Raw genomic sequence first — 24,361 nt, forward strand, 5'->3', positions numbered from 1 at the left:
TTGTCCAGAGGCTGAAGCTAGCCGCCCCCTAGCCGCCGATCCGGACGCGTTCGACCGCGCCATCGCGGGTGTCGCTCTGGCCGCCTTCCGGATTGAGCTGGAGGAACTGGTAGTTGAGCGCGAAGGCGAACAGCACCCAGGCGAGATAGGGCAGCATCAGCACGCCCGCGAGCCGCCGCACCCGCCAGAACAGCACCACCACCGCCACCAGCGTCACCGCCACCAGCCCGATCACCAGCAGCCCGCCGGCGATCTGCTGCATCCCGAAGAACACCGGGGTCCAGGCGAGGTTGAAGGCGAAATGGATAGCGAACGCCACCAGCGCCAGCGTCCGCCCGCGCGCGCCCCAGGCGGCGCAGACCAGCGCCACCGCGAGGCCGATGACGACATAGAGGATCGTCCAGACGATCCCGAAGGCGGCGGGCGGCGGGTAGATGCCGGGTTTGTCGAGACCGGCGAACCAGGCGGTGTCGGGGCCGCTCGATTGCCCGGCGACAAAGCCGAGCAGCACGACCAGTGGGACGGTGAACAGCGCCCAGCGGATGAAACTCGCGCGCAATTGTCCGCGCGAAGCCAGCATGTTCATGCAATCATTCCCCGATATCCCGATTCGTTGCCGTGCGTTTAACCCTGCGCGGGCGCGCAAGGCAATCGACCGGCGCGAATGCGTCGCGTCGCGGGGCGGTGCTGTTGGGCGCTCACCGCAGCAGCACCAGCTCCTCGGCCATGGTCGGATGGATCGCGGTGGTGGCGTCGAAATCGGCCTTGGTCAGCCCCGCCTTCACCGCGATCGCCGCCGCCTGCATCATCTCGGGCGCCTCGGGAGCGATCATGTGGATGCCGACGATGCGGTCGTTATCGCCCTCGCAGACCATCTTGAACAGCGAGCGCTCGCTGCGCCCCGCGAGCACGTTCTTCATCGGGCGGAAGTCGGACTGGTAGATCCGCACGCTGCCCAGCGTGTTACGCGCCTGCGATTCGGTCAGTCCGACCGCGGCGATCGGGGGATGGCTGAACACCGCGCTGGGGATGCAGGAATGGTCCACCGCCACCGGGTCGCCGCCGCCGAAGACGCTGTCGGCGAAGGCCTGGCCCTCGCGGATCGCCACCGGGGTGAGCTGGACCCGGTCGGTGACATCGCCGACGGCGTAGATATGCTCGACATTGGTGCGGCTGAAGCGATCGACCGCGATCTCGCCGCGCTCGCCCAGCTCCACGCCCGCAGCATCGAGCCCGAGCCCCTTGGTGTTGGGCACCCGGCCGATCGCGAACAGCACGCAATCTACCTTTTCCTCGTCGCAATTCGAGAGTTTGACGAAATAGCCGCCATCGTCGCAGGGCTTGATGTATTCGAAAGTGGTGTTGAACTTGAAATCGATGCCCTTGGTCATCGAGATCTGCAGCAGGCGGTCGCGGACCTGCTCGTCATACTCGCGCAGCAGCGCATCGCCGCGGTTGACGATGGTGACCTTGCTGCCGAACTCGTTGAAGATGCCGGCGAACTCGTTGGCGATATAGCCGCCGCCGGCGATGATCAGCCGCTTGGGCAGCGCGTCGAGATGGAACGCCTCGTTGCTGGTGATGGCGTGTTCGGCACCCTCGCAATCGGGCATGCGCGGCTGCGCGCCGGTGGCGATGAGGATGGTCCTGGCGGTCACGGTGTCCCCGCCGGCAAGGCGGATTTCGTGCGGGCCGACCAGCTCGGCGCGCTCGTGGAGGATGGTGACGCCGTGGCTCTCGAGCGTGTCGGTGTAGGCGGCGTTGAGCCGGTCGACATCGGCCAGCACATTGTCGCGCAGCTTGACCCAGTCGAAGCTCTTGCCCTCGATGGTCCAACCGAAGTTCTGGCAGTCCTCGAGGTCCTCAGCGAAATGCGCGCCATAGACGAGCATCTTCTTGGGAACGCAGCCGCGGATGACGCAGGTGCCGCCGACGCGGTGTTCCTCGGCGATCGCGACCCGGGCGCCATGCGCCGCGGCGACCCGGCTGGCGCGCACGCCGCCCGAGCCGGCGCCGATGGTGAAGAGGTCGTAATCGTATTCGTCGGAGGGTTCAAAAACCACGCGCGCGCTCCTTGGTGGGGGAGCGCGCGCTATGGCTTTCATCGGGTAGGTCGGCAACCCCAAGTAAGGGTTGCCTCAGGCGTTAGCGGGCAGCCTGGCTGCGACCGCCGCGGCTGCGATTGCGGTTCTGTCCACCCGAGCTTCCGCCCGAACGGCCCTGACCGCCGCCGCTGCCGCTGCCGCCGTCACCATCGCGGCGCGGCTTGCCGGCGCGCGAGGGATGCTTCTTGCCCGCCTGGCTGCCACGCGACGGAGTGACCTGCGCGCGGCCCTGCTTCTGCTGGTGCTCGCGCTTGGTCGGACCGACGCCCTCGACCACCGCACGGAAATTCTCCGGCAGGTCGAGCCGTTCGAATTCGGCATCGGTGAGCTTGCGGATGTCTTTAAGATAGGCGCGCTCGTCCTCGGCACACATCGCAATGGCGATGCCCTCGGCCCCGGCGCGCGCGGTGCGGCCGATGCGGTGGACATATTGCTCGGGCACGTTGGGCAGCTCGTAATTGATCACGTGGCTGACACCGGGGATGTCGATCCCGCGCGCGGCGACATCGGTCGCGATCAGCACCGGGGTCTTGGCGCGCTTGAACTCGTCGAGCGCGCGTTCGCGCTGCGGCTGGCTCTTGTTGCCGTGGATCGCATTGGCGTGGATGCCGACCTGCGCCAGCTTCTTCACCACGCGGTCGCAGCCGTGCTTGGTGCGCGCGAAGATCAGCACGCGTTCCAGCTTGCCGGGGACCTGATGACGGCCCGACAGGATCATCTCGAGCAGCGACTGCTTCTCTTCCTGCTGGACCATGTAGAGATACTGGTCGATCCGCTCAGCGGTGGTGCTTTCGGGGGTGACCGAGACCTGGACCGGGTTGCGGCAATATTTGCCGACCAGTTCCTTGATCGCCTTGGGCATGGTGGCCGAGAAGAACAGCGTCTGGCGCTCCTTGGGGACCAGCTCGCTGATCTTGCGCAGCGCGTGGATGAAGCCGAGGTCGAGCATCTGATCGGCCTCGTCGAGGATGAGGATTTCCACACTGCCAAGCCCGATCGCCTTCTGGTCGATCAGATCGAGCAGGCGTCCGGGGGTGGCGACGAGGATGTCGGTGCCGCGGTGGAGCTTGTTGCGGTCCTTGTTGACCGAGGTCCCGCCGACGATGGAATGGACCTTGAGCCCGGCCAGCGCGCCGTAATCCTTGGCGGACTGGGCGATCTGCCCGGCCAACTCGCGCGTCGGCGCGAGGATCAGCATGCGGCAGGATTTGAACGGGGTCTGGTTGTCGGCGGCGCGCAGCCGGTCGATGCTGGGCAGCATGAAGGCGGCGGTCTTGCCGGTGCCGGTCTGGGCGATGCCCATCAGGTCGCGCCCCGCGAGCACGGGCGGGATCGCCTGCGCCTGGATCGGGGTGGGGGTGGTGTAGCCCTGCAGGTCGAGCGCCTGGAGAACGGGCTGCGAAAGCCCCAGATCGGAGAACTGGATGGGCTGGTCGGAAGTCTGTGTCATAATTCGGGTATTGAACTCGCAAAATATCATGCGGCGCGCAGACGGAATCGTCGCGCGGTCGCGGTGGTTGCAAAACCGCCCGCGTGAAAGGGGAAGTCTTTGGGGAAGAACCGAAATGCGGCCGGGGCGGGCTTATGAGCACGCCGCTTCACGCGAGGTCGCGCGTTTCGATGGGGTGCATGTGGGGATGTTGCGCGGGAAAGTCAATTTGTTTCGCCGATGGGCTGGCGGGAGCGGTTGCATCAAGGAACAAGACGGGTCGCCTTACCGCGAAAGTCTCAGCTAACCAAGTACATCAAACTCCCCTGAAGGTCGGCGACAGCTCGCCATCCAGAGAACGCAACGAAAACGTGATGAGATGATACGCTCAAGCTCCCTTGCAGTGATGGAACCCCACCCCTCGATATAGCAGTGAGCACGCTTCTTTCGATGCAGATAGCCACCTTGTCGCTCTAATCTGTAAACGTTTGTCCTGCGGCTGGACTTAAGGCCAAAAACGTGAGAACACTCTCTTGGGCTAGGGTAGAAATAAGGGGGGTAACATGAAGCGGGTAATTGCTGCTTTATCCAGTCTTTCGTTGTTAAGCGGGTGCTATAGCCTGCAAGGGAGCGAACGACTGCTTGACCGCGACGGTTATGTGACTGACGTAGTACCAGAGAAAGCAATCTTTCGGGCGGACTTTTTAAGGGCTTTCGAAGAGAGGCAAGCGGGTCGACAGCCCACAGATGATGAAATCGATGCAATGCTGAGAAGTGGGTTCTCTCACATCTACAGCTATTGCGACAATTATTTTGATGTTATGGGCATGCAGCAAAGGAAGGCCCGCATCGCGCGTGACGCAATTGCGCCGATAGCGTCAATTATAACTGGGATATTGGCTTTACATAACTTTGAAAACAATTCTGGTCGTAAAGAAGATATGCTCGCCGTACTGGGCTTAACGACCGCAGCATCTTCAGCAGCGCTTGACATATACAGTGAGCATATGCTTTTTGGTGCTGAAAATATCGGGTCTGTCGAAACCCTGACGAAAGCAGCTCTCGTAAAACATAGTTCTACTGTACTTGCGTTCGAGGATATTGATTTCTCCGCTGCCGTTCGACATCTTCTAGATAATCAAGCCATATGTTCTCCTCAACATATCCTATTGCTTACTAGAGAAGCAATTCGCGAAGGCCAAGTTGAAGCCCGCATTGTGCAGCCGAATGCCGGTTTGGTTACCACCGGCTCTGACGGCGACCAACGCGTCAATGTCGTGATTGAGAACACTCCTCAGGTCCGCGAAGCCACGCAGGGACGTAAAGAAGCGATGGAAGAACCCGACGACCCGGAGTAACTTCGAAGCCTAGCTATGGCTAGCCATTCGTTCAGCCAATCGACGGGATGGATATCCTTCTAAGAAATGCGGGCGGTTTCGCTACTCCCCCAGCCCCGCCCGCTCCAGCAGCCCCGTGGTGCTCGCGTCGAAGCTCCCGCCGCCGGTCTCGATCGCTTTCGCCATCTGCTTGCCCAGTTCGACCCCGAACTGGTCGAAGGGATTGATCCCCATCAAGACCGCGCTGGCGAAGACGCGGTGTTCGTGGAAGGCGATCAGCGCGCCCAGCGTGGCGGCGTCGAAATCGTCGGCGAGGATGGTCGCGCTGGGGCGGTCGCCGGGGAAGTGGTGCGCGGGGTCCTCGCCCTTGTCGCCTGCCATCAGTGCGGCGGCCTGCGCGAAGCAATTGGTCAGCAGGATGCGGTGATGCGCGGGGTCGAGCGCGTCGCCGGGCGCCACGCTGGCGAGAAAATCGACCGGGATCAGATGCGTGCCCTGGTGGAGCAGCTGGAACACCGCGTGCTGCGCATCGGTGCCCACCCCGCCCCAGGTCACCGGCGCGGTCGGGCCGTCGACGGGGCGCATGTCGGCGGTGACGCGCTTGCCGTTGCTCTCCATCTCGAGCTGCTGGAGATAGTCGGGGAACAGCCCCAGCCGCTCGTCATAGGCGAAGACCGCGCGGGTCTGGCAACCGCGCACGCGGGTGTAGTAAAGATCGGCGAAGGCGGCGCGCAGCACCAGATTGGCGCGGCCATCGGTGTCGCGGAAATGCTCGTCCATCGCCTTCGCCCCGGCGAGGAAGGCGCGGAAATCCTCCATCCCCGCAGCCATGGCGATCGGGAAGCCGATGCTCGACCAGATCGAATAGCGTCCGCCGACGCTTTCGGGGAACGGCAGGATGCGGGTCTCGTCGACCCCCCATTCGACCGCCGCTTCGGGGCTGGCGGTGAGCGCGACCACCTTGCCGTAAGGGTCGGCGACGCCATTGTCGGTGAGCCATTTGAGCGCGGAAGTCGCGTTGGTCATGGTCTCGATAGTGGTGAAGGTCTTGCTCGCCACCGCGACCAGCGTCTTGGCGGGATCGCAGGCGGCGAAGGCCGCCTCGAGCGCGACTCCGTCGACGTTGGAGACGACATGGACGTCGCAATAGGAGAGCTCGCGGCTGAGCGCATCGACCCCCAGCGCCGGGCCCAGCGCCGAGCCGCCGATGCCGATATGGATAAGATGGTCGACATCGCCCAGCGCGCCCTGGTGGATCGCCTCGACCAGCAGCGCCATCCGTTCGAGCAGCGCCTCGGCCTCCTCGACCTTGGCGGGATCGCCGGCACCGCGCAAAGTGGCGTGATCGGCGGCGCGGTCCTCGGTCGGGTTGACCGCCTCGCCCGCGAACAGTTTTGCGCGCATGCCGGCGAAATCCATCGCCCCGGCCAGTTCCTCGAATGTGGCGAGAACGGCGCGGTCGAGATGGGTCTTGGACCAGTCGAAGAAGATCCCGCCGGCATCGAGGATCGCGCTCTCGCCCAATTCGCCATCGCTCGCGCTGCCCAGCTCGATCCGGCCCGAGAGCATGGCGACGCGCGCTTCCTCGCCCGGCTCGTCGGTCCCCTCCCCGCCATCGCGGGTGGCGCTGAACAATTCGCGCAAGGTCGGGCGCGGCAGGGCTTCGAGGCGGCTCCACAGATCGGCGGGCGAAGTCATGCGCAAAAGTCCTTTTATGGCCAGCCCTGCGCGCCTAGGGATTCGCCCCATGAATGGCAAACCCCCTATCGGCGCGAGCACCGTCCCCCGGAGGCCGCAGGACGGGCGGACTGACACCTCATCCGGGGCTGCAACTGCGCCGGATGCCGCATTGGATACGGAGGAGAGCGAGGATTGGTGGAGCTTCACCAAATTCGTCCTCAAGGTCGTGCTCGCGGTGCTGGTGTTCCGCACCTTCCTGTTCGCGCCCTTCACCATCCCCAGCGAGAGCATGCTGCCCGCGCTGTGGAAGGGCGATTATCTGGTCGCGGCCAAATGGCCCTATGGCTATTCCAACCTCTCGATGCCGTTCCAGGTGCCGCTGGTGCCGGGACGGGTGCTCGCCGACCTTCCCGAGCGCGGCGATGTCGCGATCTTCAAACACCCGATCGACGGGACCGATTACATCAAGCGGGTGATCGGCCTGCCGGGCGACACGGTGGAGATGCGCGGCGGGCGCGTGGTGCTGAACGGCGCGCCGGTCGAGCAGCAGGTGGTGCGCGAGTTCGACCTGCCGCTGTCGGCCAACACCCAATGCGTGCGCGGCGGGTTCGAGGTCGAGACCCCGCGCGGGACCGCCTGCCGCTACCGGATGGCGCGCGAGACGCTGCCCTCGGGGCGAAGCTATACGGTGCTCGATTTCGGGGCGACCCCGCAGGATGATTTCGGCCCGGTGATCGTGCCGCGCGACCGCTTGTTCGTGATGGGCGACAATCGCGACAATTCGCAGGACAGCCGCTTTGCCGCAGCGCCGCAGGGCGGTGTGGGGCTGGTCCCGACCGAGATGCTGGTCGGTCGCGCGAGCATGGTGCTGTGGTCGACCGACGGCAGCGCCGAATGGATCAAGCCCTGGACCTGGTTCAGCGCCACCCGCTGGGACCGGATCGGGGAAGCGCTGTGAGCGCGGCGGGCGTTCTGGCGCCGGAAGCGCGCGGCTGGCTCGAGCGGACCGGCTTCGCGGTGGGCGATGAGGCGCTGTGGCACGCCGCGCTGACGCACGGCAGCCTGGGCGAGACCAAGGACTACGAACGGCTCGAATTTCTCGGCGACCGGGTGCTGGGATTGGCGGTGGCCGACTGGCTCTACCGCCAGAGCGAGGCGTCCGAGGGCCGCCTGTCGCAACGGCTCAACGCGCTGGTCAGCCGCGAGATGTGCGCCACCATCGCGCGCGAACTGGGCCTCGCCGAGCATATCCGCATCTCCAAACAGGCCAGCGCCGATGGCGGGCGCGACAGCGAAAACATTCTCGGCGATGTGATGGAATCGCTGCTCGGCGCGCAATTTATCGAGAACGGCTTCGCTTTGGCACGCGATCTGGTGCAGGAGCTGTGGCGCACCGCGCTCGATAGCGGCGCCGGGCAGCGCAAGCATCCCAAGAGCGCGCTGCAGGAATGGGCCGCGGGCAACCAGCGCCGCCCGCCGCAATACGAGGTCACCGACCGCAGCGGCCCCGATCACGCCGCGCAATTCACCGTCAAGGTGAGCGTGTTCAAGGTCGGCGAGGCCGAAGCGACCGCGGGCAGCAAGTCCGAGGCCGAGCGGGAGGCCGCCAGACAATTCATGGAGAAATACGGATGAGTACCCCGTCGTGACCAACGAGACCGAAACCAGCCAGTCCGAAACCAGCCAGTCCGAAACCGGGCCCGCCCTCCCCACCCGCTGCGGCGTGGTCGCGGTGCTGGGCGCGCCCAATGCGGGCAAGTCGACGCTGGTCAACCAGCTGGTCGGGCAGAAGGTCGCCATCACCAGCGCCAAGGCGCAGACCACCCGCGCGCGGATGCTCGGCATCGCGCTGCACGAGGGCGACGGCTTCGCCACCCAGATGGTGCTGGTCGACACGCCGGGCATCTTCGCCCCGCGCCGGCGGCTCGACCGCGCGATGGTCAGCGCCGCCTGGGAAGGTGCCGAGGCCGCCGATGCGGTGCTGCTGCTGGTCGACCCGCTCAAGCAGCGCCGCCACGAGCTGTTGCCGATGCTCGAGCAGCTCAAGACGCGGCCCGAGCGCAAGTTCCTGGTGCTCAACAAGGTCGACCGCGCCAAGAAGGAACCGCTGCTGGCGCTGGCGCAGGAGCTTGGCGAGCTGGGCGATTTCGCCGAGATCTACTTCATTTCCGCGCTCACCGGCGACGGTGTGACCGAGCTCAAGGACGTGCTCGCGGCGCTGATGCCCGAACGCGAATGGATGTATCCCGAGGACCAGGTCAGCGACGCTTCCGAACGACTCCTCGCCACCGAGATCACTCGCGAGCAGCTCTACAAGCAACTCCACGAGGAACTGCCCTACGACAGCGCCGTGCGCCCCGAGAAGTATATCCAACGCAAGGACGGCAGCATCGAGATCCATCAGCAGATCGTGGTGGCGCGCGACAACCAGCGCATGATCGTACTGGGCAAGGGCGGCAGCATGATCAAATCCATCGGCGCCGCCGCGCGCCAGGAGCTGAGCGAGCTGCTGGGCCAGAAGGTCCACCTGTTCCTGCACGTCAAGGCGACCGAGAACTGGGCCGAAGACAAGGAAATCTACGAGGAAATGGGGCTCGACTGGGTGGGATAGATTTCGCCGGATTTTCGCAGGCCGGGGCTGGACTGGACGGTCCGAAACCGCTCCTGTCCAGCGACCTCATGATTGCCAGTGGAAGCCATGTACCCGGAGTGGACCCGACGCTGTTCGGTTTGCCGCCTTTTGCCGCGCTCAGGTTCGAGCGTCCGGCGGCGGGATTGCACGGCCTCATCTCGGACTATTTCGTCTTCGATTCCCACGGACCAAATGCGAAGAACGTCACCAACTGGATGCTGCCGACCGATCCGGTGATCCGGCTGACGCTGACGCCGGAGCCAATCTTCGTCGAGACGGGGGAAGGCAACTGGGTTCGGCGGCCGACCGCCGCTCTGTTCGGTCCTGCGACCAAGGCTTGCCGCGTGCGGACGAACGGCGGGGTAACCATCGGCGCGACGCTGACTTCTGCGGGGGTGGCGCGATTGGCGGATATCGACATGTCCCGCCATCTCGATGGCATCGTCGAACTCGACCGCATCGTTGGCGGGAGCGCCGCCGCGCAGCTAGTCGCCGACCTGCGGGCTTCGAATCAAGGGCCCGATGCCAAGCCCATTCTCGACGAATTTTTCTTGCAGACCATGTCGTGTCCGCACCGACGCGAGAGCAGCATCCGCAGCTTCGACCGGGCGCTGCGGCAGGATGATCTTGAATCGGCGAGCGATCTGGGCACCCGGCTGGCATTGCCACCGCACACGGTCCAGCGATTGACCAAATGCTTTTTCGGCTTCCCGCCCCAAACGCTGATCACGCGAACGCGGTTCATGCGATCGCTGATGGCAATCACCGAAGCGGGTGCCACAAGGGGCTATTCCTCGATCGATGCAGGATATTTCGACACCTCGCATTTCCTGCGCGACTGCAAGCGCTTCCTGGGCATGACGGCGCGCCAGTTCATGGCGCTGGACACCGCCTATCTCGACATCGTGATCCGCGCCCGCCGGGCGGTGATCGGCGCGGGTAGCCCGATTTTGGACAAGCGCTAAAAGCGATCGAGGGCGCAGGCCGAAGGCTAACGCTTCTTCAGTATCTCGATCCCGTTTTTCTTCGCGAAGTCCTTGGTCGATTCCTCGCTGCGGCCGAGCGCCTTGGCGATCTCGCGCAGGCCCTTGCCCTTGGCGGCGAGGGTGCGCAGCATCCCCGCCTCGTCGGCGCGCCAGGGTTGCTTGTGGCGTTCGAAATGTTCCTTCGCCATCAGTCGGCCGCTTTCTTGGCGGCTGCCTTCTTCGGGGCGGCCTTCTTCTTGGCCGGAGCCTTCTTGGCGGCGGGTTTCTTCTTGGGCGCGGCCTTCTTTGCCGGGGCCTTGCGCTTCTTCTTGACCGGGCCCTTGGCGACGCGGGCGTCGATCAGCGCGATCGCTTCGGCGTCGGTCAGATCCTCGGGCTTGGCGTCCTTGGGGATGGTCGCATTGGTGGTGCCGTCGGTGACATAGGGGCCATAGCGGCCCGGCATCACCTTCATCTCCGCGCCGCTGACCGGGTGGACGCCGAGCGTCTTGATCGGCTCCGCCTTGCCGCGCGCGCCGCCCTTGCGGTTGGCCGCTTCGGCAAGCAGCGAGACCGCGGTGTTCATACCGGTGTCGAAGACGTCGCGCGTGCTGGTCAGCTTGGCGTATTTGCCGTCGTGGCGCAGATAGGGTCCGTAGCGCCCGATCGCCGCCTCGATCTCCTGACCGGTCTCGGGATGCGTGCCGACGATCCGCGGCAGCGCCAGCAGCTTCAGCGCCCATTCCAGATCGAAATCGTCGAGGTCCTTGGGGATGCTGGCGCGCTTGGCCTCCTTGCCCTCGCCGAGCTGGATATAGGGGCCGAAGCGCCCGGTCTTGCGCTCCACCGGGAGTCCGGTGGCGGGGTCCTCGCCCATCACCGCATCCTCGGCGGCCTCCTCGCCATCAGCGCCCGGCTGGGCGAAGCGGCGGGTGAACTTGCACTCGGGGTAATTGGCGCAGGCGACGAAGGCGCCATAGCGCCCGCCGCGCAGCGCCAGCCGTCCGCCCTCGCGACCTTCCTTGTCGCACAGCGGACAAAAGCGCGGTTCCTTGCCGTCGGCGCGTTCGGGGAAGAGGTAGTCGGAGAGGTACTCGTCGAGCACCTCGGTGACTTCGGAGGGCTTGCGATCCATGACCTCCTCGGTCTTGGGCTTGAAGTCCTTCCAGAACTCGGTGAGCAGCACCTTCCACGCCTCGCGCCCGCCCGAGACCTCGTCGAGCTCGTCCTCCATCCCGGCGGTGAAATCATAGGCGACGTAGCGCTCGAAGAAGCGCTCGAGAAAGGCGGTCAGCAGCCGGCCGCTTTCCTCGGCGAAGAAGCGGTTCTTCTCCATCCGGACGTATTCGCGATCGCGCAGCGTCTGGATGGTGCTGGCATAGGTCGAGGGGCGCCCGATCCCGAGCTCTTCCAGCCGTTTGACCAGGCTGGCTTCGGAGAAGCGCGGCGGCGGCTGGGTGAAATGCTGGTTGGCCTCGACCGCGTTCTTCTTGGGCGAATCGCCCTTGCGGATCACCGGCAGCAGGCCTTCGTCCTCCTCGCCTTCCTTGTCGTCGAAGCCTTCCTGATAGACCGCGAGGAAGCCGGGGAACTTGACCACCTGGCCGGTGGCGCGCAGCTCATGCTGCCCGGTCGGATCGCGCAGCGTGACGCTGGTGCGCTCAAGCTGGGCGGTGGCCATCTGGCTGGCCATCGCGCGCTTGAAGATCAAATCGTAGAGCTTGCCCTCGTCGCCCGAACCGGCGCGGTCGTTGCGGAAATCGGTGGGACGGATCGCTTCGTGCGCTTCCTGCGCATTCTTGGCCTTGGTGGCGTAGAAACGCGGCTTTTCCGGGCGGTAATCGGCGGAATAGCGCTGGGTGATGGCAGCGCGGCATTCGTCGATCGCACCCAGATCCATCTGGACGCCGTCGGTCCGCATATAGGTGATCGCGCCCGCTTCGTAGAGCGATTGCGCGCAACGCATGGTGTGGCTGGCGGAGAAGCCGAGCTTGCGCGCGGCCTCCTGCTGCAGCGTCGAGGTGGTGAAGGGCGGCGCGGGGTTGCGCTTGAGCGGCTTGGTCTCGATCTCCTCGACCGTGAAGCGGCCCTCGTCGACCGCAGCCTTGGCCGCCATGGCGCTGGATTCGTCGCCAAGCGTGAGTTTTTCCAGCTTCTTGCCGTCGAATTTGACCAGCCGGGCGTCGAACTCGGTCCCGTCGTGCTGGAGCTTTGCGATCACCGACCAGTATTCATCGGCGCGGAACAGCTCGATCTCGCGTTCGCGCTGGCAGATCAGTCGCAACGCGACCGACTGCACGCGCCCAGCGCTCTTGGCACCGGGCAGGCGGCGCCACAGCACCGGCGAGAGCGTGAACCCGTAGAGATAATCGAGTGCGCGGCGCGCCAGATAGGCATCGATCAAATCCATATCGAGCTCGCGCGGGGCCTTCATCGCCTCGGTCACCGCGGTCTTGGTGATCGCGTTGAAGGTGACCCGGTCGACACTGGCGGGCAGTGCCTTGCGCTTGGCCAGCAGCTCGCGGACATGCCAGGAAATCGCCTCGCCCTCGCGGTCGGGGTCGGTCGCGAGAACGAGCCGCGTCGCCTTCTTGGCGGCGTCGCTGATCTCCTTGAAGCGGCTCTGCTTGTCGCGATAGAGCTCCCAGTCCATCGCGAAATCCTCGTCCGGGCGGACGCTGCCATCCTTGGGGGGCAGGTCGCGGACATGGCCGTAGGATGCGAGGACCTTGAAGTCCTTGCCGAGATATTTCTCGATGGTTTTGGCCTTGGCGGGCGATTCGACGATGACGAGTTGCATGAGTGTGACGGGAGTCCCTTACGTGTGCGTATGCGTATACGCGCGAAAATGGGGTTCGGGTTCGCGAGGCGTCAAGCGGGATGTTCGAGAAGCGACCTATAGACTGTGGTCTGCGAGGCGCAGCTCTGGCGCCGATTGCTGCGTGCAAGACCTTCATCGAGCCGAGATCGAGGCCAATTCCTTGTTCCCCGTCACCCCGGCGCTGAGCTGAACCCCGGCTCAAGGCCAGGGTGACGGATATGGAGAGTTAGTGGCACAAACTCACCCTCCCCGCCGCATGCCGCTCGAGCCGCCCGGCGATTTCCAGCTCGAGCAGCGCCAGCTGCACCGCCGCGGCGCTGGTCCCCGACTGGCGGATGAGTTCGTCCACTGCCACCGGCGCGGTGGTGAGCAGCGCGGCGATGTCGGCGGGTTCGGCGGGCTCGGCACGGGCCAGCTCCTCGGGCGCGCAATCGAACTGGCCCAGCGGCTCGCGGAAGGTCGAGCGCGGGATGCCGTCGAAGCCCGAGAGCAATTCCACCACCTCCTCGGGCGATTGCACCAGCACCGCGCCTTCGCGGATCAGATGGTTGCCGCCATGGCTGCGCGGTTCGAGCGGGCTGCCGGGGATCGCCATGACCTCGCGCCCCGCCTCGCCCGCCAGCCGCGCGGTGATCAGGCTGCCCGAACGCACCGCCGCCTCGACCACCAGCGTGCCCGCCGCCAGCCCGGCGATGATGCGGTTGCGGCTGGGGAAATGGCTGCCGCGCGGCTCGGTGCCCGGCGGCTGTTCGGCGAGCAGCAGGCCCTCGCTCGCGATCCGCTCCTGCAACGCGGCGTGCTGCGGCGGATAGGCGATATCGATCCCGCTGGCGATCACGCCCACGGTGCGTGGCCCCTGTGAGCTGTTGAGGGCACCCTCGTGCGCGGCGCCGTCGATCCCGCGCGCCAGGCCCGAGACCACGGTGAAGCCCGCCTCCGCCAGCGCCGACGCGAAATCGCGCGCCAGCTTGACCGCCGCCGCGCTGGCGTTGCGTGCGCCGACCATCGCCACGCAGGGCTGCGCCGCCAGCGCGAGGTCGCCGCGCCAGGTGAGGATCGGCGGCGCGCTGTCGAGCTGGCCGAGCAGCGCGGGATAATCGGGCTGGTCGTGGAAGAGATATTTGGCGCCGGCGCGACGCACCGCCTCGATTTCGCGTTCGATGGTCTCGGAGGGCGCGGCGCGGTAGGCGCGGCCGCTGCGGCTGCCGAGTTCGGGGAGCGCCGCCAGAGCTTCCACCGCGCCGCCGAAGCGCATCAGCAGCTGCGCGTAGCTGACGGGGCCGATGTTGGGCGAGCGCAGCAGGCGGATGCGGGCGAAGGCTTCGGCCTGGTCGAGCGCCGAAGCCACTTGGGTCATCCCTTGCTGCCCACCCGGGGTTCGGTCCCCGCCGCCAGCCGCTTGAGATTGGCGCGGTGGAGCCAGATCACCAGCAGCGCAATCAACGCCAGCACCGGGACGAAAGCCGGAAAGCCCAGCAGCGCCGCAGCCAGCGCCGCGGCGACCACCGCACACATCCCCGCGAGCGAACTGATCCGCGATGCTGCGAGCACGCCCAGCCAGACCAGCGCATAGGCCAGCCCGATTGGCCAGGCGATGCCGAGGCTCACCCCGGCGTTGGTCGCGACGCCCTTGCCGCCCTTGAAGCCCAGCCAGACGGGAAAACAGTGCCCCACCACTGCCCCGAGCGCGGCGGCGGGAACGGGCCCCCAGGCAGCGCCCGGCATCGCCTCTGGCTGGTCGAACAGCCGCCACGCAAGAAACACCGGCAGGAAACCCTTGGCGAGGTCGAGCAGCAGCACCGCCGCCGCCAGCCCCTTGCTCCCGGTGCGCAGCACATTGGTCGCGCCGATATTGCCGCTGCCGATCTGGCGGATGTCGCCCTTGCCCGCCAGTCGCGCGAGGATCAGCCCGAAGGGAATCGAGCCCAGCGCATAGCCGAGAAGCGCGGCCCACAGCGTGGCGCCCGTAATCTCAGACGTGAACTCGGTACCCATGTTTGCGCGATTCCCCACAATTGGTGCGGGCCGAGCCTGTCCAAGCCCTGCCCTTTCCCCTACCGCACCTACCGGAAGCAGCGCCCTTTCGACAAGCTCAGGACGAACGCAATTGGACAGACCCGAGCCACATGCCCCGATACTGGTGTTCGATTCTGGCGTCGGCGGACTGACCGTGCTGGCGCAACTGCGCCGCCTGCTGCCCGGCGCACCGGTGATCTACGCCGCCGACATGGCCGGCCTGCCCTATGGCGCCAAGAGCGAGGCGGAGGTCGCCGCGCGGGTTGCGGGCCTGCTCGGGCGGATGGCCGAACGCTACCAGCCGCGGCTGATCTGCCTGGCCTGCAACACCGCCAGCACCATCGCGCTGGGCATGGTGCGCGATGTCCTCGAGACCCCGATCGTTGGCACCGTCCCCGCGATCAAGCCCGCCGCCGCGCTGACCCGGAGCGGCACCTTCGGCCTGCTCGGCACCGAGGCGACGATGCGCCAGGCCTATGTCGACGAGCTCGAGCACGATTTCGCGCAAGGCAAGGTGCTGCTGCGCCATGGCGCCAACGGGCTGGTCGCGCTGGCCGAAGCCAAGCTGCGCGGCGAGAAAATCTCGGTCGATGCGGTGGCGCGCGAGGCCAAGGGGCTGGTGCTGCAGCAGGGCGGAGACAAAATCGACACGGTGGTGCTCGCCTGCACCCATTTCCCGCTGCTGGAGGACGAACTGCGCGCCGCCTTTGGCGAGGACATCACCTTCCTCGACGGCTCGGAGGGCATCGCGCGACGGATCGTCGCGCTGACGCAGGGGCAGCGCTTCGAACGCAGCCGGTCCGATTTCGCGGTCACCACCGGCGATCTGGCGGATTTCAAGGCGCTGGCTCCGGCCTTCGCGGCACAGAAGATCACCCGGCTCGAACGCTTCTGAACGCCTGCGAGTCATTCGCAAAGATCGCGGTGGCAAATGCCCCGGTTTCTCCCTAAATCGGCGCTCCAGATGGCCGCCTCGGGCGGCGCGACCAGGCGGTGACGCGTGAACTACGGACAGGTATTCGACCAGGCGATCGACCGGCTCCATTCCGAGGGCCGGTATCGCGTGTTCATCGACATCATGCGCAACAAGGGGGCCTACCCCAACGCGCGCTGCTTCCACGGCCACAACGGCCCCAAGCCGATCACCGTGTGGTGCTCCAACGATTATCTCGCGATGGGTCAGCACCCCAAGGTGATCGAGGCGATGGAATCCGCACTGCACGATGTCGGCGCCGGTTCGGGCGGCACGCGCAATATCGGCGGCAACACCCATTTCCACATCGAGCTCGAGCGCGAGCTCGCCGATCTGCACGACAAGGACGGCGCGCTGCTGTTCACCAGCGGCTATGTCTCCAACGACGCGACGCTGTCGACTCTGGCCAAGCTGCTGCCGGGCTGCGTGATTTTCTCCGACGAATTGAACCACGCCAGCATGATCGCCGGCATCCGCAATTCGGGCTGCGAGAAGCGGGTGTTCCGCCACAATGACCTCGAACATCTCGAGGAACTGCTCGCCGCAGAAGACGAAACCACGCCCAAGTTGATCGCCTTCGAGAGCGTCTATTCGATGGATGGCGATGTCGCCCCGATCCACGCGATCTGCGACCTCGCCGACAAGTACAACGCGCTGACCTATGTCGACGAAGTCCACGCGGTGGGCATGTATGGCGCGCGCGGCGGCGGCATCACCGAACGCGACGAGGCCGCGCACCGGATCGACATCATCGAGGGCACCCTGGGCAAGGCCTTCGGGGTGATGGGCGGCTATATCGCGGCCGACAACCGCATCATCGACTGCATCCGCTCCTATGCCCCGGGCTTCATCTTCACCACCTCGCTCAGCCCGGTGCTGGTCGCGGGCGTGCTGGCGGCGGTCAAGCATCTCAAGGGTTCGAGCGAGGAGCGCGACGCGCAGCAGGCCAATGCCGCGATGCTGAAAGCGATCCTGCACGAACGCGGGCTGCCGGTGCTGCTTTCGACCACGCATATCGTCCCGCTGATGGTGGGCGACCCGGTGCGCGCCAAGAAGATCAGCGATATCCTGCTCGCCGAATACGGCGTCTATGTGCAGCCGATCAATTTCCCCACCGTGCCGCGCGGGACCGAGCGGCTGCGCTTCACCCCCGGCCCGGCGCATACGGTCGAGATGATGCACGAACTGGGCGACGCGCTGGTCGAGATCTGGTCGCGACTGGACATGGAACTGGCGCAGGCCGCTTAACCGCAAGGGATTTGCGCAAACCCGCCGCTGCGCTAACACGCCTGCAAAACGCAGGAGATAGCATGAGCGGGACGCCCGAACAGACATATGCCGAAATCGTGCGCGGTCGCCGCTCGACGCGCGGCTACCTCGACAAGCCGGTGCCGCGCGAATTGATCGAGGAAGTTCTTACCCTCGCCACGCGCTCGCCATCCTCGATGAATACGCAGCCGTGGCATTTGCACGTCATCACCGGCGAACCGCTCGACCGCATCCGCAAGGGCAATACCGAGCGTATTCTCGCGGGCGAGCCGGACAGCCGCGAGTTCCGTCGCGGTCAGCCCTTTGCCGGTGTCCACCGCGATCGCCAGATCGGCGTCGCCAAGCAGCTGTTCGGCGCCATGGGCATCGAACGCGACGACAAGGATGCGCGGCAGGACTGGGTGCTGCGCGGGTTCCGCCAGTTCGATGCGCCCGTCTGCGTGATCATCGCCTACGACCGCGAACTCTCCGAAAGCGACGACACCGCCTTCGATTGCGGCGCGGTTACTACCTGCCTCGTCAACGCAGCATGGTCGCGAGGACTGGGCTGCGTCATCAACTCACAAGGCATCATGCAAAGCCCGGTGGTGCGCGAACATGCGGGCATCCCCGACGATCAGGTGATCATGAAAGCGGTGGCGATGGGCTGGCCCGACGAAGAGTTTCCGGCCAACGCGGTGGTGAGCACCCGCAAGCCGCTGGAGGAAGCGGCGCGGTTCGTGGGGTTCGAATGAGGGGGCACGGGAAGCGAGCTGAGCGCTATGCCGACTGGCAGCACTGAGGCCCGAACCGAACGGGAGCGGACTATGCTCCGAATCCAACAAAAATTGGCGCAGACGCGGCCAAATTGCTCGATAGGCAATGCTTCGTATCAAATTGGTAGAGATTCGCCTGTAGCGGTGCGATGTCGTTGGCTTGGCTCGTCCAGGCGGTCCCGGGCGATCGGTTTCGCAATTTCGATTGTCGGAGTGGTATGATCAATTTTCGGAGTAAATGGCGGCGGCAGCTTGCCGGCATACTGCTGGTGCTCACGGTCTTGATGGGGGCCCCGCTGTTCGCCGCGCCTCCGGCGGGAACTTGCTACGCCCTTTCGCCTTCGGATGCTGCACCCACCCTGTCGGAAATGCAATGCACGGGAACACCGACCGAATATCAGGACAAAGTCTTGTGGTTACGAGTGCCCGTATCGACGAACGTTAGCGAGAATGGTGGCTCGCTCGTTGTGCGTACGACCCGGTACGAGAGTTTGAGCACGACTTTCGAATATTCCGATGGTTTCGGCGAAGCACACACCGTCAGGCAGGGGGCATATCAACACTATTGGCATATCGGTGGCGAGATAGCCTTCCCATGGCGTAGCGGCGCCCTTGTGACAGCAGCCTGGATGCGGTTCGAAAACCTTGAGGATCATAATTTGGTCCGCGTGCGCCTCGTCGCGGAAGAGGCAGCAGCCCGCCAGTTCGAGCTGGCTGCGGTTGCAATCGGCGCTGCGCTCGCGCTGCTCGGGATTGCAACCCTCTACAATCTCGGCCTTGCCGTGGCCCTGCGTCGCAGGTTCTTTCTCTGGCATGGCTGCTGGGCTGCGTCGGTGCTGTCGTGGGGTATCGTCTGGTCGCAGCTCGGGTTGGTTTTCTTTCCAGGTGGTGCAGGCACGGTTTCAAACCGGGTTGCAACGGGACTTGCCTGTTTCGCGATCATGTTCGCGGCTTTTTCGGTTGCCTCAGCACTGCGGTCAGCCTTGCCAGAAACCGCCAGGCGATCGATTATCGGGCTTGGTCTCCTGGTGGCTGCACTGGGCATCGGTGCGGGCGTTCCAGCTTCCGATATTGCCGTGTTCGGAATGCTGCTGGCGATCGGAACTTTGCTGACGCTCGTGGTGGTTGCGATCGCTATCGGCACCGCCTGGCGGCGGGGCTATGTCGAAGGACGCGATCTGGCGATCAGTTGGGCCTTGCCGATGATCGCGCTCGCGATGACGCTACTGATTGATCTCGATACGGTGTTCTGGGGTGGTGGTGCCCAGATCACAATGCTGTTCGCATCCGCGTTCCAGACCGTCTGCTTGTCCGCTCTGGCGACCGCACGATTGAGTGCTTTGCGGGTTCAACGCGATTCGGCGGTGCAGGCCAGCAACACGCTTGCCGAGCTGGCTGATCGCGATCCGCTCACAGGATTGCTGAACCGACGGGGATTCGTTGCCAGATGCGCGGAAGCGTTTGGAGACCAGCATACAAGTCCGTTCGGACTGCTTCTGATCGATGTCGATAAGTTCAAGGCGGTGAACGACAGTTTCGGGCACGAAGCCGGCGACAAGGTGCTGGTCACCCTTGGGGCAAAGCTAAAATCGTTCGAACAGCGCTATGCCTGTCGGGCCGGAAGGCTGGGAGGTGAAGAATTTGTTCTGGGCGTGAGCGGGCTTGCGCCAACTGCGCTCCGCCAACTTGCCGAGACCGTGCGCGAGGGATTGGCCAACTGCGACCTCAGCGCCGTCACGTCGCGGCACCCGGTGACCGTCAGCATCGGTGTGGCCGATGGCATGGCCGACGGGCCGTTCCGGGAACTCTACGGAAGAGCCGATCGCGCGTTATACGCTGCCAAGCAGGCCGGCCGGAATAGAGTGATACTTGCTCCCCGGGACGGCGACTTCCAGGAAGTATCTGAACTTCGGCCGACCCTTTTGCAAAAGGTGCGATGAAACTCCGGCAGCCGGGTGCTGCCGTTAAAACTCGTACTCTGGCACCAAATCGCCATCCGATGCAGTCGCTTTGAGATCGCCGCTTCATGCAGGCGTCGCTAGCGGAGCAGAAGGTGTCAGCGACGGCCGTCGGCGAAGCGGTCTTTCGGCCAACCGAACTCGATGGACCTATCGCAGGCTCACCACATTGTCGCTGACCTTGCGGGCACGGCTGCCGTCGTAGAGGCTGGCCATCGGCTCGTCCTCGACGATCAGGCTCTGGGTCGCGCCGAAGCCGTTGAAATCGGTCTTCATCGCCGCGCCATAGGCGCCCAGCATCCCGATTTCGATAAAGTCGCCCGCCTGGATATCCTCAGGCAGCGCGAAGGGACCGGGCATGTAATCGGCATCGTCGCAGGTCGGGCCGTAGAAGGCGAATTCGGCGTCGGGCTTGATGAGGTCGTCCTCCAGCGCGCGGACCGGGAATTTCCAGTCGACATGCGCGGCATCGAACAGCGCACCATAGGCGCCATCGTTGATGTAGAGTTCCTCACCGCGGCGCTTCTCGACCTTGACCACCAGCGACGAGTACTCCGCGCACAGCGCGCGGCCGGGCTCGCACCACAGCTCGGCGTTGTAGGCGATCGGCAGCGCGTAGAAATGCTGGTGGATGATGGTGAAATAATCTTCCAGCGGCGGCGGCTCGAGACCGGGATAGACGCTGGGGAAGCCCCCGCCGACATCGATCATGTCGATCACCACCGATGCTTCGGCGATCGCCGCGCGGGTGCGGTCGAGCGCCTGGACATAGGCGAAAGGGCTCATCGCCTGGCTGCCGACGTGGAAGCACACGCCCAGCCAGTCCGCATGCTGGCGCGCCTGCTGGAGCAGCAGCGGCCCCTCGGTGAGGTCGCAGCCGAACTTGCTGGCAAGGCTGAGCTCGGAGAACTCGGAAGACACCCTGAGCCGCACGCAGAGCCGCAGATCGGTGGCCGGCTCGCCCGCATCATCGGTGCAGGCGGCGACGATCTTCTCGAGCTCCTCGACGCTGTCGAGGCTGAAGGTTTTGACCCCGTGGAGGCGATAGGCCTCGCGGATGGCGCTGGGCGCCTTGATCGGATGCATGAAGCACAGCACCGCCTCGGGCAGGATGCCGCGCACCAGCCGCACCTCGGCAATCGAGGCGACGTCGTAATGCGTCACTCCGGCGTTCCACAGCACGCGCAGCAGATCGGGCGAAGGATTGGCCTTCACCGCATAGAGCGACTTGCCGGGAAATTTCTCGACGAAGAAGCGCGCCGCGCGCGTGGCAGCGTGCGGACGGTTCAGAATGACGGGTTCGTCTGGCGCGAGAGCGCGAACTACGGACCGGGCGTCAGGATATGTGTGCAATTCAAGGGACCCCCAAAACGTTTGTTCGTGACAAGGGCTGCCTAGCGGTCGTCAGTCCCGCCCTTGTTAAAGGGGCTCCGGCAGCGGGAGAGCGCATGTAAGGCCTGACCGCGCAAAAGCAAGGAAATTTCGGTCGAAAGGCCGCAGTTCCTGCTACCGGCGCGCATCACGAAAGGCGGTTGCGAAAATCCTCGTAACCAAAGCTCCTGACCAGCTCGAGCGCGTCGCTTTCGCTGTCCCACAGCCAGATCGAGGGCAGCGGCACCCCGTTGAAGGTGTTGGTCTTGACCATCGAATAATGCGCCTGGTCGAGAAAGGCGATGCGCTGCCCCGGCTCGGCGGGGACCGACAGGCGATAGTCGCCGATGACATCGCCCGCGAGGCAGGATGGGCCGCCGAGCCGCACTGCGGCGCCCTCGCCCGTCTCGTGCAACATCGCGGGTCGATAGGGCGCCTCGATCACATCGGGCATGTGGCAGGTGGCGGAGATATCGACGATCGCGAAGGGTACTTCGTTGACCCCGGTGTCGAGGATGGTGCCGACGAGGATCCCCGCATCGAGCGCAACCGCCTCCCCCGGTTCGAGATAGATCTCGGCGCCGGTGTCCTCCTTGGCGTCGCGCAGGAATTCGATCAGTTCCTCGCGCTGGTAGTCGGCGCGGGTGATGTGATGCCCACCGCCCATGTTAATCCATTTGAGCTGGCCGAAATAGGGCTCGATCGCATCGAAAACCCGGTCCCAGGTTTCGGCGAGCGGGGCGAAATCCTGTTCGCACAGATTGTGGAAATGGATCCCCGCGACACCCTCCATATGCTCCTGGGTGAGCTGGTCGAGCGGGAAGCCGAGCCGCGAGCCGGGGCTCGAGGGATCGTAGCGCGGGACCTCGCCGGTGGGGACCTGCGGGTTGATCCTGAGGCCGACGTCGAAATCGCCCCCGGTAGCGCGCGCCTGCTCGAGGATCAGCGCGGCGCGGCGCATCTGCGCGGGCGAATTGAAGATCAGATGATCCGACAGTCGGCAGATCTCCTCGAGATCCTCGGGCTTGTAGGCCGCGCAATAGGTGGCGATCTCGCCATCGTAGAACTCGCCCGCCAGCCGTGCTTCCCACAGGCCCGAGGCGCAGACCCCATCGAGATATTCGCCGATCAACGGCGCGACCGACCACATCGAGAAAGCCTTGAGCGCCGAGAGCACCTTGATGTCGGCGGCGTCGCGGATATCGGCCAGCACCTGGCAATTGGCGCGCAGTTTCGCGGCATCGACCACGAAGGCGGGGCTGTCGACGCGAGACAGGTCGAACTGCGCGAAGGCGCCCGGATCACCGGCTTTGGTTTCCATAATCAGTCCGTTCTCAATTGCCGTCGTTGGTCGATCCGTAGGCCTCCTAATAACGAGCCGCAGTCGGGTCACCGACCGCGGCTGCCATCAGTCGACGCAGATCGTGGTTGCGACCTTGCCATCCTCGAGCGTGCTGTAGCAGCCGAACAGGCGGTCGTCGGCCTGGCACATGCCTTTGGGGTTCTCGACGTCAGGCTGAGGTCCGGTTTCCTCGGCGATGCACTGGCCTTCGCATTGCGCCGCGTCGGTGCAGGATTTTCCGGCATCCGCGAAGGGGATCACGCACAGCTCGGCACCGATTCGCCCGCGGCGCTCGACCGTGCCTCCGTCGGCAGCGCAGCTTGCGCGTTCGGCGCCGGAGAGCGTCATCTCGAACGGCTGCTCGGCGGTGTCGGGCGCTTCGGCGGGAACACACGCGGTCGCCAGCAGGGCCGAGCCCAGGATGAGGAGCCCGCGCATCAAAAATCGACCGGCCCGCCGAGCTCCTCGACGTTCCACGGCAGGCCATGGGCGTTGAGCATGTCCATGAAGGGGTCGGGATCGAACTCCTCGATGTTGAACACCCCATCACCCTTCCACGCGCCCTGCAGCACCATCGCGCTGCCGATCATCGCGGGAACGCCGGTGGTATAGGAAACCGCCTGGTTGCCGGTTTCGGCATAGGCATCCTCGTGATCGCAGATGTTGTTGATGTAGAAGGTCTTCTCACCCGAACCGTCGAGCGCCTCGCCGGTCGCGATGACGCCGATATTGGTCTTGCCCTTGGTGGTCTCGCCCAGCGATTCGGGCTTGGGCAGCACGGCGGCGAGGAATTGCAGCGGGACGATGTCGCGGCCCTGGTACTTGACCGGTTCGATACTGGTCATGCCGACATTCTGCAGCACGGTGAGATGCGTGATGTACTGATCGCCGAATGTCATCCAGAAGCGCGCGCGCTCGAGCTCGGGGACGAAGCGGGCAAGGCTTTCGAGCTCCTCGTGGTACATCATGTACATGTTCTTGGGGCCGACGGCCTCGAAGTCGAATTCGACTTTCTTCGCCAGCGCAGGTGTCTCGACGAAGGCGCCGTTTTCCCAGTGGCGCGCGGGCGCGGTGATTTCGCGAATGTTGATTTCCGGATTGAAATTGGTGGCGAAATGCTGGCCGTGATCGCCGCCGTTGCAGTCGAGAATGTCGAGCTGGCGGATGGTCTTGAGCTTGTGCTTCTTGAGCCACATGGTGAAGACCGATGTCACGCCGGGATCGAAGCCGGAACCGAGCAGTGCCATGATCCCCGCTTCCTTGAAGCGGTCGTGATAGGCCCATTGCCATTTGTACTCGAACTTGGCCTCGTCCTTGGGCTCGTAATTCGCGGTGTCGAGATAATGGACCCCGGCCTCGAGGCAGGCGTCCATGATCGGCAGGTCCTGATAGGGCAGCGCCAGATTGACGACGAGGCTGGGCTGCACCTTGCGGATCAGGTTGACCATCGCCGGGACTTCCTCGGCGTCGATCTCGTAGGTGGCGATATCTTGCCCGGTGCGCTCCTTGACACTGCGCGCGATGGAATCGCATTTCGACTTGGTGCGGCTGGCGAGATGGATGTCCGCGAAGATATCCGCACTCATTGCCATCTTGTGCACGCATACCGAACTGACGCCGCCCGCGCCGATGACCAGAACTGTCGACATAATAACTCCATTGCTTGCCGGGCCGGCGCGCTCGCGGGGCCGGCGTGATGCTTGCTCAC

At 64.9% G+C, this 24,361-nt stretch carries 21 protein-coding genes; 9 read left to right on the forward strand and 12 right to left on the reverse strand.

Annotated features, from left to right (window positions below):
• Positions 1-28: 28 nt before the first annotated feature.
• The 3 genes from ACWIKC_RS08945 to ACWIKC_RS08955 all read right to left on the reverse strand — a co-directional run bounded on the left by ACWIKC_RS08945 (position 29) and on the right by ACWIKC_RS08955 (position 3,555).
• On the reverse strand, positions 29-586 hold the full coding sequence (locus tag ACWIKC_RS08945) for a TspO/MBR family protein (protein ID WP_454597158.1): 558 nt from the start codon (positions 584-586) through the stop codon (positions 29-31).
• A 112-nt stretch (positions 587-698) separates the two neighbouring features.
• Positions 699-2,063, reverse strand: coding sequence for a glutathione-disulfide reductase (gene gorA, locus ACWIKC_RS08950; protein WP_454597159.1), 1,365 nt, complete (start codon positions 2,061-2,063; stop codon positions 699-701).
• 82 nt (positions 2,064-2,145) lie between these two features.
• A complete protein-coding gene (locus ACWIKC_RS08955) occupies positions 2,146-3,555 on the reverse strand; it encodes a DEAD/DEAH box helicase (RefSeq protein ID WP_454597160.1) in 1,410 nt (469 codons plus the stop codon).
• Positions 3,556-4,097: 542 nt separating this feature from the next.
• Here ACWIKC_RS08955 and ACWIKC_RS08960 point away from each other — a divergent pair.
• Positions 4,098-4,892, forward strand: a complete 795-nt coding sequence (locus ACWIKC_RS08960; protein WP_454597161.1) for a hypothetical protein — start codon at positions 4,098-4,100, stop codon at positions 4,890-4,892.
• A gap of 81 nt (positions 4,893-4,973) precedes the next feature.
• Here the strand turns inward: ACWIKC_RS08960 and pgi are convergent, their stop codons facing one another.
• The gene (gene pgi / locus ACWIKC_RS08965) at positions 4,974-6,569 is read right to left on the reverse strand and encodes a glucose-6-phosphate isomerase (protein ID WP_454597162.1); all 1,596 of its coding nucleotides are present in this window, start codon (positions 6,567-6,569) and stop codon (positions 4,974-4,976) included.
• 49 nt (positions 6,570-6,618) lie between these two features.
• On the opposite strand from pgi, the gene lepB reads away from it, so the two are divergent.
• The 4 genes from lepB to ACWIKC_RS08985 all read left to right on the forward strand — a co-directional run bounded on the left by lepB (position 6,619) and on the right by ACWIKC_RS08985 (position 10,148).
• Entirely contained in the window at positions 6,619-7,509 is an 891-nt protein-coding gene (gene lepB / locus ACWIKC_RS08970; RefSeq protein ID WP_454597163.1) for a signal peptidase I, read from the forward strand.
• A complete protein-coding gene (rnc, locus tag ACWIKC_RS08975; RefSeq protein ID WP_454597164.1) occupies positions 7,506-8,186 on the forward strand; it encodes a ribonuclease III in 681 nt (226 codons plus the stop codon). Before lepB ends, rnc begins: the two co-directional genes overlap by 4 nt.
• Before the next feature lie 97 nt (positions 8,187-8,283).
• Entirely contained in the window at positions 8,284-9,162 is an 879-nt protein-coding gene (era, locus tag ACWIKC_RS08980; protein WP_454599472.1) for a GTPase Era, read from the forward strand.
• A 68-nt stretch (positions 9,163-9,230) separates the two neighbouring features.
• Positions 9,231-10,148, forward strand: coding sequence for a helix-turn-helix domain-containing protein (locus ACWIKC_RS08985; protein ID WP_454597165.1), 918 nt, complete (start codon positions 9,231-9,233; stop codon positions 10,146-10,148).
• 26 nt (positions 10,149-10,174) lie between these two features.
• On the opposite strand, the gene ACWIKC_RS08990 is transcribed toward ACWIKC_RS08985, so the two are convergent.
• From ACWIKC_RS08990 to plsY, 4 genes are all read right to left on the reverse strand, one after another.
• Positions 10,175-10,357 (reverse strand): hypothetical protein, encoded by a 183-nt coding sequence (locus ACWIKC_RS08990; protein WP_454597166.1) that lies wholly within the window; start codon positions 10,355-10,357, stop codon positions 10,175-10,177.
• Entirely contained in the window at positions 10,357-12,948 is a 2,592-nt protein-coding gene (gene topA, locus ACWIKC_RS08995; protein WP_454597167.1) for a type I DNA topoisomerase, read from the reverse strand. Before topA ends, ACWIKC_RS08990 begins: the two co-directional genes overlap by 1 nt.
• A 247-nt stretch (positions 12,949-13,195) precedes the next feature.
• Positions 13,196-14,326 (reverse strand): DNA-processing protein DprA, encoded by a 1,131-nt coding sequence (gene dprA, locus ACWIKC_RS09000; protein WP_454597168.1) that lies wholly within the window; start codon positions 14,324-14,326, stop codon positions 13,196-13,198.
• Positions 14,323-14,964 (reverse strand): glycerol-3-phosphate 1-O-acyltransferase PlsY, encoded by a 642-nt coding sequence (gene plsY, locus ACWIKC_RS09005; RefSeq protein ID WP_454597169.1) that lies wholly within the window; start codon positions 14,962-14,964, stop codon positions 14,323-14,325. The genes dprA and plsY overlap by 4 nt, the downstream gene beginning before the upstream one ends.
• Positions 14,965-15,076: 112 nt before the next feature.
• Here plsY and murI point away from each other — a divergent pair, with 112 nt between their 5' ends.
• The 4 genes from murI (at position 15,077) to ACWIKC_RS09025 (ending at position 19,922) form a co-directional block, all read left to right on the forward strand.
• Positions 15,077-15,880 (forward strand): glutamate racemase, encoded by an 804-nt coding sequence (gene murI, locus ACWIKC_RS09010; protein ID WP_454597170.1) that lies wholly within the window; start codon positions 15,077-15,079, stop codon positions 15,878-15,880.
• Between the two features lie 105 nt (positions 15,881-15,985).
• On the forward strand, positions 15,986-17,206 hold the full coding sequence (gene hemA, locus ACWIKC_RS09015) for a 5-aminolevulinate synthase (protein ID WP_454597171.1): 1,221 nt from the start codon (positions 15,986-15,988) through the stop codon (positions 17,204-17,206).
• 62 nt (positions 17,207-17,268) lie between these two features.
• Entirely contained in the window at positions 17,269-17,961 is a 693-nt protein-coding gene (locus ACWIKC_RS09020; RefSeq protein WP_454597172.1) for a nitroreductase, read from the forward strand.
• Positions 17,962-18,200: 239 nt separating this feature from the next.
• The gene (locus ACWIKC_RS09025; RefSeq protein WP_454597173.1) at positions 18,201-19,922 is read left to right on the forward strand and encodes a sensor domain-containing diguanylate cyclase; all 1,722 of its coding nucleotides are present in this window, start codon (positions 18,201-18,203) and stop codon (positions 19,920-19,922) included.
• A 168-nt stretch (positions 19,923-20,090) separates the two neighbouring features.
• On the opposite strand, the gene ACWIKC_RS09030 is transcribed toward ACWIKC_RS09025, so the two are convergent.
• The 4 genes from ACWIKC_RS09030 to ACWIKC_RS09045 all read right to left on the reverse strand — a co-directional run bounded on the left by ACWIKC_RS09030 (position 20,091) and on the right by ACWIKC_RS09045 (position 24,302).
• Positions 20,091-21,293: a type III PLP-dependent enzyme gene (locus ACWIKC_RS09030; protein WP_454597174.1), complete on the reverse strand. Its 1,203-nt coding sequence runs from the start codon at positions 21,291-21,293 to the stop codon at positions 20,091-20,093.
• 166 nt (positions 21,294-21,459) lie between these two features.
• On the reverse strand, positions 21,460-22,632 hold the full coding sequence (locus ACWIKC_RS09035; protein WP_454597175.1) for a carboxynorspermidine decarboxylase: 1,173 nt from the start codon (positions 22,630-22,632) through the stop codon (positions 21,460-21,462).
• An 87-nt stretch (positions 22,633-22,719) separates the two neighbouring features.
• Positions 22,720-23,091 (reverse strand): hypothetical protein, encoded by a 372-nt coding sequence (locus tag ACWIKC_RS09040; RefSeq protein ID WP_454597176.1) that lies wholly within the window; start codon positions 23,089-23,091, stop codon positions 22,720-22,722.
• Positions 23,091-24,302, reverse strand: a complete 1,212-nt coding sequence (locus ACWIKC_RS09045) for a saccharopine dehydrogenase family protein (protein ID WP_454597177.1) — start codon at positions 24,300-24,302, stop codon at positions 23,091-23,093. Before ACWIKC_RS09045 ends, ACWIKC_RS09040 begins: the two co-directional genes overlap by 1 nt.
• Between the last annotated feature and the right edge of the window lie 59 nt (positions 24,303-24,361).

The sequence above is a fragment of the Qipengyuania sp. SM2507 genome, assembly GCF_053714505.1.

Bases quoted from the DNA above. Each gene is read 5' to 3' on its own strand.
- ACWIKC_RS09045 (WP_454597177.1), bottom strand. From the start codon at position 24,302: ATGTCGACAGTTCTGGTCATCGGCGCGGGCGGCGTCAGTTCGGTATGC.
- topA (WP_454597167.1), bottom strand. From the start codon at position 12,948: ATGCAACTCGTCATCGTCGAATCGCCCGCCAAGGCCAAAACCATCGAG.
- dprA (WP_454597168.1), bottom strand. From the start codon at position 14,326: ATGACCCAAGTGGCTTCGGCGCTCGACCAGGCCGAAGCCTTCGCCCGC.
- ACWIKC_RS08960 (WP_454597161.1), top strand. From the start codon at position 4,098: ATGAAGCGGGTAATTGCTGCTTTATCCAGTCTTTCGTTGTTAAGCGGG.
- plsY (WP_454597169.1), bottom strand. From the start codon at position 14,964: ATGGGTACCGAGTTCACGTCTGAGATTACGGGCGCCACGCTGTGGGCC.
- ACWIKC_RS09040 (WP_454597176.1), bottom strand. From the start codon at position 23,091: ATGCGCGGGCTCCTCATCCTGGGCTCGGCCCTGCTGGCGACCGCGTGT.
- ACWIKC_RS09020 (WP_454597172.1), top strand. From the start codon at position 17,269: ATGAGCGGGACGCCCGAACAGACATATGCCGAAATCGTGCGCGGTCGC.
- lepB (WP_454597163.1), top strand. From the start codon at position 6,619: ATGAATGGCAAACCCCCTATCGGCGCGAGCACCGTCCCCCGGAGGCCG.
- pgi (WP_454597162.1), bottom strand. From the start codon at position 6,569: ATGACTTCGCCCGCCGATCTGTGGAGCCGCCTCGAAGCCCTGCCGCGC.
- ACWIKC_RS08990 (WP_454597166.1), bottom strand. From the start codon at position 10,357: ATGGCGAAGGAACATTTCGAACGCCACAAGCAACCCTGGCGCGCCGAC.
- ACWIKC_RS08955 (WP_454597160.1), bottom strand. From the start codon at position 3,555: ATGACACAGACTTCCGACCAGCCCATCCAGTTCTCCGATCTGGGGCTT.
- ACWIKC_RS09035 (WP_454597175.1), bottom strand. From the start codon at position 22,632: ATGGAAACCAAAGCCGGTGATCCGGGCGCCTTCGCGCAGTTCGACCTG.
- ACWIKC_RS08945 (WP_454597158.1), bottom strand. From the start codon at position 586: ATGAACATGCTGGCTTCGCGCGGACAATTGCGCGCGAGTTTCATCCGC.
- ACWIKC_RS08985 (WP_454597165.1), top strand. From the start codon at position 9,231: ATGATTGCCAGTGGAAGCCATGTACCCGGAGTGGACCCGACGCTGTTC.
- ACWIKC_RS09025 (WP_454597173.1), top strand. From the start codon at position 18,201: ATGATCAATTTTCGGAGTAAATGGCGGCGGCAGCTTGCCGGCATACTG.